The sequence below is a fragment of the Pectobacterium hainanensis genome (genome assembly GCF_046237015.1).
In the GTDB taxonomy this organism is placed as follows: Bacteria; Pseudomonadota; Gammaproteobacteria; order Enterobacterales; family Enterobacteriaceae; genus JBJYIN01.
In genome coordinates this window covers 264,559-275,394 of the sequence record NZ_JBJYIN010000006.1, presented here as the reverse complement: position 1 = coordinate 275,394, position 10,836 = coordinate 264,559, and the positions used below count along the sequence as shown (strand labels likewise).

Sequence of the window (10,836 nt, the reverse complement as noted above, 5' to 3'; positions counted from 1 at the left end):
GATACGGTCTTGTGAGTGCCCACACAGATTGTCTGATTAAATTGTTAAAGAGCAGTGCGTTGCGGTCTTAGCCACTTCGCGAGGTGGCGTATATTACGCTTATCACCTGCAGAGTCAACGTTTATTTTAAAGCGCTTTCTCTTTCTTCTTCTTTATCAACTCGGTTGTGTATTCACAGCGCCGTGTCGATGGAGGCGCATTATAGGGATCCGTTTTCTTTACACAACAACTTTCTTGATCTTTTTTTCCGTCCGCGTGTTTTTCAACCCTTTCGTTGAGATCTTATTCGATCAAGGCTATTTTCTGAGTATATAAACTGAGATTCTCTCCACTGGATAGCATTATGGTGCCGTGGATAAGGGGTTGTGGATGGTTTCTGAATTATTTCGCCGCTATAAAGATGCATTTCCAATCGTTGGCAAGAACGTCATGGTTGATCGTTCAAGCATTGTTATTGGCAAAGTCACGCTAGGTAATGACGTCAGTATATGGCCACTCGTCGTCATTCGTGGTGACGTTAATCAGATAAGTATTGGTGCAAGAAGCAATATTCAGGATGGTTCTGTTTTACATATTACCCACTGCTCCGAGAAAAACCCCGATGGTAACCCGCTGGTTATTGGGGAAGATGTAACGGTTGGTCATAAAGTGATGTTACATGGCTGCACTATTGGTAACCGGGTATTAGTCGGAATGGGTTCAATCATCCTTGATGGAGCCATTATTGAAGACGATGTAATGATCGGTGCGGGCAGCCTTGTATCGCCAGGTAAACGTTTGGAAAGCGGGCATCTTTACCTAGGAAGCCCAGCAAAAAAAATCAGGCCACTGACTAAGGAGGAAATAGAGGGGCTCATTTACTCCTCAAATAACTATGTCCGTTGGAAAAATGAATACCTTTCTCAAAGTAAAGAAAAATAGCCCTGAGCGTCAGGGGAATCATCGCGTACTATTTTTTCAAACACATCTTCAAAATCCCAGCGATGTTCCCTGAACGACATTAGAAGTTGTTCAGGGCTGACATTACCATAGAGTGATTGAAGATGAGCGAGACCAATTAAGCATTCCTGCTGGAACCCATTGACTAAAACAGGAAAGCGAATTGCCTGCAGCATTTCATCCCAATGTTCACGATCCGGGAACTGAATAGCTTGATTCATAGAGAGAGTTCTTTTTTAAGCTGCTGGATGACAGGATTCACATCAGGCATCACACCATGCCAAAGTTTGAAAGCATGAGCAGCTTGCCCAACCAACATTCCTAACCCATCGGCACAATGTTCAGAGCCTCGTTTTACACACCATGTTAAAAATGGTGTAAGTTCAGGAAGGTAGAACATGTCATAGCAGCGTGTTTCAGGTGAAATTAAGCTAGCGGGTAAATCAGGGATACGATCGTACATACCCGATGATGTCGCATTGATTATCAAACTAAATGACTGTGTTTGCAGAGAATCAAACGAGATGGCTTCAATCTCACCAATTGAACTAAAGATCTGAACGAGCGCTTCCGCTTTTGAAAAAGTACGGTTCGTCAGCACAATAGAACAACCGTGTGATAATAATGGCTGTATAACACCGCGAGCAGCGCCACCTGCACCAATTAGTAAAATACGATCCTTTGGCTTGATAAAATTCAAACGCTGCAAATCACTTAACAAACCAACACCGTCTGTGTTATCACCAAACAGACGTCCATCATTCAACTTATGTAACGTATTTACTGCCCCAGCAAGTAGCGCACGCTCACTAAGCTCGTCTGCTTGTGCAAAAGCACACTCTTTAAAAGGTGCAGTAATATTCGCACCACTGGCGCCATCCAGAAAATAACAGCGAAGCGTATTTTCAAAACCATCCAGCGGAGCCAATATCCGTTGATAAGAAAGCGCAATACCCAATTGGTCTGCAAATAACTCATGTATACGAGGTGATTTACTATGAGCAATGGGGTTACCAAAAACGGCAAAAGACTTCATCTGAGACACCCTACTCTCCAATTGTTAGATTAACCTTGGCGCAACAATTCACCCGTTAAAACATCTCTTATCTCTGAAGGATTAAGCCTACCACCAACATTCCCATGAACCACAGGAAACCCTACGCCAAACTGCTGACAAACCTCCTCTTCAGTACGGCAAGGCGCTAAACCACTTAAGTTGGCGCTCGTTGAGACCAAAGGCTTACCAAAACTAAGACACAGTTGACGAACTAGTGGATGAGCACTAACACGCACAGCAAGAGAGGTAAATTGCCCAGTCAGCCACCGAGGCGTAGTAGGTTTTGCCGGTATTACCCATGTTACAGGACCAGGCCAGCTTGAAAACATCCCTTGTTTTTGCACCTCAGAAAGCATGCTATCGTCAATGTAAGGGAGCAATTGCTGATAATCAGCTGCAATAAGGATCAATCCCTTCTGCCACGGTCGCTGTTTTAATGCCAACAATCGTTTGACTGCCGTTTCACTATCAGGATCACAACCTAACCCAAATACAGCTTCAGTTGGGTATGCAATTACATTTTCACTCTGCAATTCCGACAACACAGAAATCAGAGCATTGCTAGGCATATCATTCATTAGTATCAACTTCAGCCATTACTGGCTTTCCACATAATTTACTGGCGCAAAAAAGCTTCACACCCTGAGCCGTTTTCTTCTCAATCAGCAACGGATAATGGCAATAAGTACATTCGCCAGCAACCGGTTTATGGTTTAGCGTAAACTGGCAATCAGGATAGCGATCGCATGAATGGAACACCTTCCCAAACCGAGACTTACGCTGTAACAACGAACCCTTTTTACACTGCGGACAACCTATCGCCGTTTCATCAGGACGATCAATGGCCTCAGTATGATTGCACTCTGGATAATGGCTACAAGCGATAAACATACCATAACGGCCTTGCCGCAATACCAGCGTAGACTGACATTGAGGACAAACCTGCCCATCTAAGACTTTTACAATATGACCATCAATCTGTGCTTTCAGCGGCCGAATAAACTCACATTCTGGATAATTGGAGCATCCTAGGAAAGGCCCATGTCGCCCTGAGCGAATAACCAAAACTGAGCCACACTCAGGGCAGATATCCTGTTTCTTATCGGCAAACAATCTGGTCTTAGCCATCCGCTTTTTTACACCCTTGGCTATTGCACATAACCGTCATTTACCTCAAATAATAACTCTTCCATTTGCTGGTACGCATTTTCACAACCCGGTACGTTGAAAAGCACCATAAGAATGACCCATTTAAGATCTTCAAGATCAAACTCCGGCGTGTCCAATGCCATCACCCGCTCAATAATCATTTCTCTTGTTTCAAGACTCAACACTTGGATTTGTTCAAGAAATAACAAAAAACCCCGACAGCTCGCATCTAAACGCTGCGCCTCATCCTGTGTATAAATGCGCATAGCCAGTGGGTCATGCGCTAAATTGAGAGGCGCACTCTGCCCTTCCTGTATATCGGCTAATTTTTCCAGCCAATTCAAGGCGCTGTAAATATCATTACGCTCAAACCCTGCGCGAGTGAGGTCATCAGTTAACGTATCCTGATCGACACGCATTTCAGTTTCATTGTGAATATAAGTCTCAAACAAGTACATGAGTACGTCGAACATGGCCTGCCCTCCTTAATCGGACATAGCCGCCGGGTACTGCTGCGATCCATCCTGCTAACTCCAGCTCTAATAGTTTACTTACTACCTCTGGCACAGGTTGGCCGGCACGTTCAGCGACAACGTCAACAGGTGTAACCTCATCTCCTACGTTAGCCAACACATCAGCAAATGGCAATTCAACATCCTCTTCAATAGCAGAAATCGATTGATGATCTTCGGTGGAAAGCCAATGGAGTTCACTTCTCAACTGCTCAATAATATCTTTAGGGTGAGTGACTAAGTAGGCACCTTGTTGAATCAACCAATGAGTTCCTTCCGTCATCGGATTACCGATTGCTCCCGGTAAAGCAAAAACCTCGCGTCCTTGCTCCAAGGCATACTTTGCTGTCACCAAAGAACCACTACGCAGTGATGCTTCAATGATGAGTGTTCCCATACTTAACCCACTAATTATCCTATTTCTCCTTGGGAAATTAGATGGTTTTGGGGGAGTAGAGAGCAAAAATTCAGATACCAAAGTACCGCCATTCTCAAGAATACGCGCAGCAAGATTTTTGTGGCGATGGGGATAAATATTTGCCAATCCGCTGCCTAATACTGCTATCGTTTTTCCCCCAGCATCCAGTGCTGCACGATGGGCCACACCATCAATACCAATCGCTAATCCACTGGTAATAGTAAATTCATTAACAGCCAGCTCTTGAGCAAAGAATTGCCCCCATTGTTCACCGTATAAAGAGTTTTCCCGACTTCCGACTATCGCGATTTGTGGCGACATCAGTAAATCCAAATTACCCTTAACAAAGAGTAAAAGTGGCAATGAATTAATATTGCTTAATAAAAAGGGATACTGCTTATCAGCGCAGGTGACGATATGACAACCCGGTTGAGCGGCCCACTCAAGTGCTGTCGCCAGAGATAAGCCATCAAAAGATCGAAATTGTTCAATCTGAATATCGGTCATTCCCAGAGAACGTAAGGTCTTGCCATCAGTACTCCCTCGTTCAATCAGTTTTCTGGCAATGAGACTGGCACGCTTTGTATTCAACTGCCTCACGTCCATTAACCGCAGCCAAATTTCCGTCGATAGCATGGAATATCCCTTGTTTCTCCAATACTGGAAAGCCGTGTAATGAGTGCTGATGCTGTCAATCAGTGCAGGAAATGTCTAGAATAGAGAATAGGACTCTCTCACCACGTAGATACAGATCTAAACATATATGTCAGTTTTGCAGGTATTACATTTTCCAAACGAGCGGCTCCGCATAAAAGCGCAGCCCGTAAAAGAAGTCAATGCAGACATCCAGCGTATCGTCGATGATATGTTCGATACGATGTATGAAGAAGAAGGCATTGGCCTGGCAGCTACGCAAGTAGACGTTCATCAACGTATTATTGTTATTGATGTTTCAGAGGAAAGAGATCAGCGACTCGTTTTGATCAACCCTGAGTTGCTTGAAAAAGATGGCGATACTGGCATAGAAGAAGGCTGCTTATCGATTCCAGAAACAAGAGCGTTGGTTCCACGGGCTGAGCGAGTGAAAGTGCGGGCATTAGACCGGGAAGGCAATTCATTTGAACTGGAGGCTGAAGGCCTTCTTGCGATTTGCATTCAGCACGAAATGGACCATCTGGTTGGAAAATTGTTCATTGATTATCTTTCTCCACTGAAACGCCAAAGAATTCGCCAAAAACTGGAAAAACTGGCTAAGCAAAATAGCCGCACTTAATAATCTTTCCTTACAGGAAATGCCGTGTCTGACTCTTTACGCATTATTTTTGCCGGAACACCTGACTTCGCGGCACAACATCTTGATGCTTTGCTATCGTCAAATCATCAAATAGTCGGTGTCTTTACTCAGCCCGATCGTCCTGCGGGAAGGGGTAATAAGCTGACCCCTAGCCCGGTAAAGATTCTGGCAGAACAGCATGGTTTGCCGGTATATCAGCCAAAATCTTTGCGAGCCGCTGAAAACCAGAAAATGGTAGAAACGCTTCGAGCCGATGTGATGATTGTTGTCGCTTACGGACTCATTTTACCGCAAGCCGTCTTAAATATGCCTCGACTTGGCTGTATCAACGTACATGGCTCTCTATTGCCCCGTTGGCGCGGCGCAGCTCCCATTCAGCGAGCATTATGGGCGGGAGATCAATATACCGGCGTGACGATTATGCAAATGGACGTGGGTCTGGATACCGGCGCCATGTTGCATAAAATTGAGTGCCCGATCTCTCAAGAAGATACTAGCGCGACCCTGTATAACAAACTTGCAGAACTGGGCCCACAAGGTCTACTGGACACGTTGGAGCAGCTCGCCAATTCATGTGTTGTAGCGGAAGCACAGGATGATACTTGTGCTACCTATGCGGAAAAACTCAGTAAGGAAGAGGCTCGCCTTAACTGGCAACTTTCTGCTGAACAACTTGAACGTTGCATTCGTGCCTTTAATCCTTGGCCTGTGAGCTACTTTTTAACAGATGAACAAGCGATCAAAGTGTGGAAAGCTGAGGTCATCTTTTCTGAGCATCATTCACAGCCAGGTACCATCCTGCAAGCAGACAAACATGGCATTCAGATTGCTACTCAGAAAAATATTCTAAATATTCTCGAATTGCAGCCTCCTGGCAAAAAAGTCATGAGAGCACAGGATTTACTTAACTCACGCCGAGAATGGTTCACACCTGGCAGTATTCTGGCTTAATCGATTGGCATACCGACAAAAATAGTCGATATGCCCTATCCTTCACGTAGTTGCTGACAAATGAAAAGCTCATATAACCTTCGTAGTATTGCCGCTAAAGTGATAGGGCAAGTATTAGATCAGGGACAATCTCTCAGTACGTTACTGCCTGCTAATCAGCGGGAGATCGATGAAAAAGATCGCGCACTATTACAGGAGTTGTGCTTTGGTGTGCTGCGTGTTCTGCCGCAATTAGAGTGGTGTATTCAACAACTGATGTCCAAACCGTTGACGGGCAAACAACGGCCACTGCATTACCTCATTATGGTCGGCATTTATCAGTTGCTATACACTCGAATTCCAGCACATGCCGTGCTGGCTGAAACCGTTGAAGGCGCAGTTACGATGAAACGCCCTCAGCTTAAAGGTCTAATCAACGGTGTATTACGGCAGTTTCAGCGCCAGCAGGAGGATTTACTTCAACGTGTCGCCAATAATTCAGCACGTTATCTGCATCCCAGTTGGCTATTGAAAAGGATTAAAGACAGCTACCCAGATCAATGGGAGGAAGTTATTGATGCAAATAACCAACGCCCCCCCATGTGGTTACGCGTCAACCGATTGCATCACACCCGCGATGCTTATCTCAATTTATTAGCTCAGGAAAATATTGACGCCTCCCCCCATAGCGATTATGTCGATGCAATCAGGTTATCCACGCCATGCGCGGTTAGCCTACTACCGGGTTTTACGCAAGGATGGGTTACCATTCAGGATGCATCTGCTCAAGGATGCGTCCACTGGCTTGCACCACAAAACGGTGAGCAAATTCTCGATTTATGCGCTGCGCCAGGAGGAAAAACCACACATATTCTTGAATTAGCGCCAGAATCTCATGTTTTAGCCGTTGACGTTGATGATTCAAGGCTGAAACGGGTTAAGGAAAACTTACAACGTTTGCAGTTGCACGCCGAGGTAAAGCAAGGTGATGGACGCTATCCTGAGACATGGTGTGGTGACAAAAAATTTGACCGTATTCTCCTGGATGCGCCTTGTTCAGCCACTGGCGTGATTCGCCGCCACCCAGACATTAAATGGTTACGACGCGATAATGATATTGACGAACTGGCAAAACTACAAAAAGAAATACTTGATACCATCTGGCCCCATTTAAAAACTGGCGGCACACTGGTCTATGCTACTTGCTCAATTATGCCGGAAGAAAATCAGCAGCAAATCATCAGCTTTCTTAATCGTCACCCCGATGCACAGTTAGTAGGTACAGGAAACCCAGCAACTCCAGGTATACAAAAGCTACCGAATCCCGATGATGGCGATGGTTTCTTTTATGCGAAACTGGTAAAAAACTGACATTAGCTCCGGTATTGTCAAAAGTACTGCGACAGCAGGTATACGGCAGAATAAACTATGAAAATTATTATTCTTGGCGCAGGTCAGGTCGGTGGCACGTTAGCGGAAAATCTGGCAGGTGAAAATAACGATATTACCGTAGTCGATACAGATACTGTTCGTTTACGCCAACTCCAGGATAAATTCGATCTCCGCGTAGTCACGGGCTACGCCTCGCATCCTCGCGTCTTGCGTGAGGCAGGCGCAGAAGATGCGGATATGCTGGTCGCCGTAACCAATTCTGATGAAACTAATATGGTTGCATGCCAAATTGCCTATTCACTTTTTAATACGCCAAATCGTATTGCAAGGATTAGAGCGGCCGAATATATCCGTGAATCCGAACATCTCTTTTTGCCTGAAGCCGTTCCGATTGATCACTTAATTTCCCCCGAACAATTAGTTATCGATAATATCTACAAGCTGATTGAATATCCCGGAGCGCTCCAAGTCGTCAATTTCGCTCAAGGGAAAATCAGTATAGCTGCGGTAAATGCCTACTATGGCGGCCCCTTAGTCGGAAATGCATTATCATCTATTCGTGAACACATTCCTCATATTGAGACTCGTGTAGCCGCAATTTTTCGCCATGACCGCCCAATCCGTCCTCAAGGATCAACCGTGATCGAGGCTGGCGATGAAGTTTTTTTTGTTGCCGCATCTCAGCACATTCGAGCGGTAATGAGCGAACTACAACGTCTGGAGAAACCCTATAAGCGAATTATGATTGTGGGTGGAGGGAATGTCGGGGCAGGTTTAGCTCAGCGATTAGAAAAGAGCTATAACATCAAACTAATAGAAAGGAATGCAGATCGTGCAGTAGAACTTGCTGAACTATTGCAAGATACCGTTGTGTTTCATGGCGATGCTTCCGATCAAGAGCTTCTGGCAGAAGAGCATATCGAACAAATCGATGTGTTTATCGCTATTACCAACGATGATGAAGCCAACATCATGTCGGCCATGCTAGCAAAGCGAATGGGGGCTAAAAAAGTGATGGTTCTTATTCAGCGTCGAGCCTATGTCGACCTGGTACAAGGAAGTGTCATTGATGTGGCCATATCGCCACAGCAAGCAACGATTTCAGCGTTACTAAGCCATGTCCGTAAAGCTGATATTGTCAGCGTATCTTCTCTACGCCGTGGGGCAGCAGAAGCTATTGAAGCCATTGCACATGGTGATGAAGGCACATCGAAAGTGGTTGGAAGGAAGATTGAAAATATAAAACTTCCCCCCGGCACAACAATTGGCGCAATTGTTCGAGGCGACGATGTCATCATTGCGAATGATGATGCTTACATTGAACAAGGCGATCATGTCATTATGTTTTTAACAGATAAAAAATTTGTACCAGATGTAGAGCGTTTATTCCAACCAAGTCCGTTCTTTTTATAATAGTCAGGATCGGATCTTCTAAGCCAAGCTAGGTCGTGTGGAAAATATCAAACTATTGGTTAAAATTAATTTATCTTTTATCAAGGAGAGTGGTTATGAGCATTATTAAAGAATTCCGCGAATTTGCTATGCGCGGTAATGTTGTCGATCTGGCTGTCGGGGTAATCATTGGGGCCGCTTTTGGTAAAATCGTTTCGTCACTAGTCTCTGATATCATCATGCCACCATTAGGTTTATTAATCGGTGGCGTTGATTTCAAACAATTCAACCTAGTTTTACGTGACGCCCAAGGAGATATACCTGCGGTAATTATGCACTACGGTGTTTTTATTCAGAACATCTTTGATTTCATTATCGTCGCGTTTGCCATTTTCATGGCAATCAAATTAATGAATAAAATGCGCCGTAAACAAGAAGATGCTCCTGTTGAACCAGCGAAGCCAAGTGCAGAAGAATCATTATTAACTGAAATCCGCGATCTACTCAAAGAGCAACAACAGCCCAAGTCATAACCCCCAAAAAGTAACGATCTATAATTTGGCGTCACTGTTTTTCACATCAGAAAGTAAGAAGGTCAGAGGTAAATAATCATTTGATTTCTTACCACTGACCTCCCAATTCCCCTTCTTTGCATGTTTATCTTTTCTACGATAGCTACCTTTACCTTTTACATTCACCTCGACCCGTTGGCGAAACAGTGGGTCATACAGTAATGCTTCGATAGCATTATCTTGGATCTTTCCTCGTTTATGACGATAAGTAGCCATAATCACTCCTATGAGACAGATGATAAAAATGAAACGTGAACAGTATAGTGTACCGATAAAATAATTTGCTCCTGTATTTAAAACTTTTTTTTCAGCGACGACGCATATTCTCCGTGTAAAAAGTCAGTGTTCATCCCCTTTTGCTGCAAGCTAAATTCAAGAACTCGCAAACACTGCGATATGTCTTGATAATCAGATGATTCCCGACAAATCGTACGCAAAATATCTGCTAATTCTAATGCCTCTTTACGCTCTTGCAGTTCAACTGGTAAACATCCTGCGTTTTTAAGTAAACGATAAGCGACTCTGAGTTCTGAAGGCACAGTGCTATCATCATCTAAATCTAATGGACAACCTGTACCGGGAAGATTATCAAAAACACCTTCTTTCTGAGCTTGAGCAATATGGCGTTCAACTAATTCATCAATTAACCACATGATAACCTCTGAAATAGCACCGCAATCATAAAAGGTTAGCTGTATTTTAAATATAAAAAAACCGGGTTTCCCCGGTTTTTTTATGCTCTTACAGATTACTCTGCAGTAGCTACTTCTTCTGTCTGAGAGACTGAGCGATCAACGAGCTCGATGTATGCCATCGGTGCATTGTCACCAGCACGGAAGCCACACTTCAGAATACGAGTGTAACCACCGGCACGGCTCGCAAAACGCGGGCCCAGTTCATTAAACAGTTTTGCCACGATCTCGTTATCACGAGTACGGGCGAATGCCAGACGACGATTAGCAACGCTGTCGGTCTTGGCAAGAGTAATCAGCGGTTCAACAACACGGCGCAGCTCTTTTGCCTTCGGCAGGGTCGTCTTGATGATTTCATGACGAACCAAAGAACTAGCCATGTTACGGAACATAGCCTGACGATGGCTGCTGTTACGGTTCAGTTGACGACCACTCTTACGATGGCGCATGACCTTATCCTTCTCAGTAAAACCTTAACCTGCGATCTGG

At 44.5% G+C, this 10,836-nt stretch carries 15 protein-coding genes; 6 read left to right on the top strand and 9 right to left on the bottom strand.

The genetic code is table 11. The features are described from left to right. The first annotated feature begins 369 nt into the window (after window positions 1-369). Complete coding sequence (locus ACKPVM_RS08785; protein WP_409308646.1) at window positions 370-921, top strand: gamma carbonic anhydrase family protein; 552 nt, start codon at window positions 370-372, stop codon at window positions 919-921. Here ACKPVM_RS08785 and ACKPVM_RS08780 read toward each other — a convergent pair. Genes ACKPVM_RS08780 through dprA form a run of 6 tightly spaced genes read right to left on the bottom strand, consistent with a single transcriptional unit; the run spans window position 903 to window position 4,711 of the window. Beyond that, on the bottom strand, window positions 903-1,160 hold the full coding sequence (locus ACKPVM_RS08780; RefSeq protein WP_409308645.1) for a DUF1488 family protein: 258 nt from the start codon (window positions 1,158-1,160) through the stop codon (window positions 903-905). The two genes, ACKPVM_RS08785 and ACKPVM_RS08780, sit on opposite strands and share 19 nt — an antisense overlap. Further along, window positions 1,157-1,984: a shikimate dehydrogenase gene (aroE, locus tag ACKPVM_RS08775; protein ID WP_409308644.1), complete on the bottom strand. Its 828-nt coding sequence runs from the start codon at window positions 1,982-1,984 to the stop codon at window positions 1,157-1,159. The genes ACKPVM_RS08780 and aroE overlap by 4 nt, the downstream gene beginning before the upstream one ends. Before the next feature lie 20 nt (window positions 1,985-2,004). Continuing rightward, a complete protein-coding gene (gene tsaC / locus ACKPVM_RS08770) occupies window positions 2,005-2,574 on the bottom strand; it encodes an L-threonylcarbamoyladenylate synthase type 1 TsaC (RefSeq protein ID WP_409308643.1) in 570 nt (189 codons plus the stop codon). Beyond that, window positions 2,567-3,124, bottom strand: coding sequence for a DNA topoisomerase family protein (locus ACKPVM_RS08765; protein WP_409308642.1), 558 nt, complete (start codon window positions 3,122-3,124; stop codon window positions 2,567-2,569). The genes tsaC and ACKPVM_RS08765 overlap by 8 nt, the downstream gene beginning before the upstream one ends. 20 nt (window positions 3,125-3,144) lie before the next feature. Continuing rightward, window positions 3,145-3,618, bottom strand: a complete 474-nt coding sequence (gene smg / locus ACKPVM_RS08760; protein ID WP_409308641.1) for a DUF494 family protein Smg — start codon at window positions 3,616-3,618, stop codon at window positions 3,145-3,147. Continuing rightward, window positions 3,590-4,711, bottom strand: a complete 1,122-nt coding sequence (gene dprA / locus ACKPVM_RS08755) for a DNA-protecting protein DprA (RefSeq protein WP_409308640.1) — start codon at window positions 4,709-4,711, stop codon at window positions 3,590-3,592. The genes smg and dprA overlap by 29 nt, the downstream gene beginning before the upstream one ends. A gap of 127 nt (window positions 4,712-4,838) precedes the next feature. On the opposite strand from dprA, the gene def reads away from it, so the two are divergent. The 5 genes from def (at window position 4,839) to mscL (ending at window position 9,616) form a co-directional block, all read left to right on the top strand. Next, window positions 4,839-5,348, top strand: coding sequence for a peptide deformylase (gene def / locus ACKPVM_RS08750; RefSeq protein ID WP_409308639.1), 510 nt, complete (start codon window positions 4,839-4,841; stop codon window positions 5,346-5,348). Between the two features lie 24 nt (window positions 5,349-5,372). Continuing rightward, window positions 5,373-6,320 (top strand): methionyl-tRNA formyltransferase, encoded by a 948-nt coding sequence (fmt, locus tag ACKPVM_RS08745; protein WP_409308638.1) that lies wholly within the window; start codon window positions 5,373-5,375, stop codon window positions 6,318-6,320. A gap of 60 nt (window positions 6,321-6,380) precedes the next feature. Next, entirely contained in the window at window positions 6,381-7,670 is a 1,290-nt protein-coding gene (gene rsmB, locus ACKPVM_RS08740) for a 16S rRNA (cytosine(967)-C(5))-methyltransferase RsmB (RefSeq protein ID WP_409308637.1), read from the top strand. Window positions 7,671-7,727: 57 nt separating this feature from the next. After that, the gene (trkA, locus tag ACKPVM_RS08735; protein WP_409308636.1) at window positions 7,728-9,104 is read left to right on the top strand and encodes a Trk system potassium transporter TrkA; all 1,377 of its coding nucleotides are present in this window, start codon (window positions 7,728-7,730) and stop codon (window positions 9,102-9,104) included. Window positions 9,105-9,199: 95 nt separating this feature from the next. After that, a complete protein-coding gene (gene mscL / locus ACKPVM_RS08730; RefSeq protein WP_409308635.1) occupies window positions 9,200-9,616 on the top strand; it encodes a large-conductance mechanosensitive channel protein MscL in 417 nt (138 codons plus the stop codon). An 18-nt stretch (window positions 9,617-9,634) separates the two neighbouring features. Here mscL and ACKPVM_RS08725 read toward each other — a convergent pair whose 3' ends face one another. From ACKPVM_RS08725 to rplQ, 3 genes are all read right to left on the bottom strand, one after another. Further along, a complete protein-coding gene (locus ACKPVM_RS08725; protein ID WP_409308634.1) occupies window positions 9,635-9,871 on the bottom strand; it encodes an alternative ribosome-rescue factor A in 237 nt (78 codons plus the stop codon). Between the two features lie 77 nt (window positions 9,872-9,948). Continuing rightward, window positions 9,949-10,308: a DnaJ family domain-containing protein gene (locus ACKPVM_RS08720; protein WP_409308633.1), complete on the bottom strand. Its 360-nt coding sequence runs from the start codon at window positions 10,306-10,308 to the stop codon at window positions 9,949-9,951. A 95-nt stretch (window positions 10,309-10,403) separates the two neighbouring features. Next, a complete protein-coding gene (gene rplQ, locus ACKPVM_RS08715) occupies window positions 10,404-10,796 on the bottom strand; it encodes a 50S ribosomal protein L17 (RefSeq protein ID WP_005970246.1) in 393 nt (130 codons plus the stop codon). Window positions 10,797-10,836 lie beyond the last annotated feature (40 nt).

Excerpts from the sequence above, each read along its gene's own strand:
- ACKPVM_RS08785 (WP_409308646.1), top strand. The coding sequence starts at position 370 with ATGGTTTCTGAATTATTTCGCCGCTATAAAGATGCATTTCCAATCGTT.
- ACKPVM_RS08780 (WP_409308645.1), bottom strand. The coding sequence starts at position 1,160 with ATGAATCAAGCTATTCAGTTCCCGGATCGTGAACATTGGGATGAAATG.
- tsaC (WP_409308643.1), bottom strand. The coding sequence starts at position 2,574 with ATGAATGATATGCCTAGCAATGCTCTGATTTCTGTGTTGTCGGAATTG.
- ACKPVM_RS08765 (WP_409308642.1), bottom strand. The coding sequence starts at position 3,124 with ATGGCTAAGACCAGATTGTTTGCCGATAAGAAACAGGATATCTGCCCT.
- smg (WP_409308641.1), bottom strand. The coding sequence starts at position 3,618 with ATGTTCGACGTACTCATGTACTTGTTTGAGACTTATATTCACAATGAA.
- dprA (WP_409308640.1), bottom strand. The coding sequence starts at position 4,711 with ATGCTATCGACGGAAATTTGGCTGCGGTTAATGGACGTGAGGCAGTTG.
- def (WP_409308639.1), top strand. The coding sequence starts at position 4,839 with ATGTCAGTTTTGCAGGTATTACATTTTCCAAACGAGCGGCTCCGCATA.
- rsmB (WP_409308637.1), top strand. The coding sequence starts at position 6,381 with ATGAAAAGCTCATATAACCTTCGTAGTATTGCCGCTAAAGTGATAGGG.
- trkA (WP_409308636.1), top strand. The coding sequence starts at position 7,728 with ATGAAAATTATTATTCTTGGCGCAGGTCAGGTCGGTGGCACGTTAGCG.
- mscL (WP_409308635.1), top strand. The coding sequence starts at position 9,200 with ATGAGCATTATTAAAGAATTCCGCGAATTTGCTATGCGCGGTAATGTT.
- ACKPVM_RS08725 (WP_409308634.1), bottom strand. The coding sequence starts at position 9,871 with ATGGCTACTTATCGTCATAAACGAGGAAAGATCCAAGATAATGCTATC.
- ACKPVM_RS08720 (WP_409308633.1), bottom strand. The coding sequence starts at position 10,308 with ATGTGGTTAATTGATGAATTAGTTGAACGCCATATTGCTCAAGCTCAG.
- rplQ (WP_005970246.1), bottom strand. The coding sequence starts at position 10,796 with ATGCGCCATCGTAAGAGTGGTCGTCAACTGAACCGTAACAGCAGCCAT.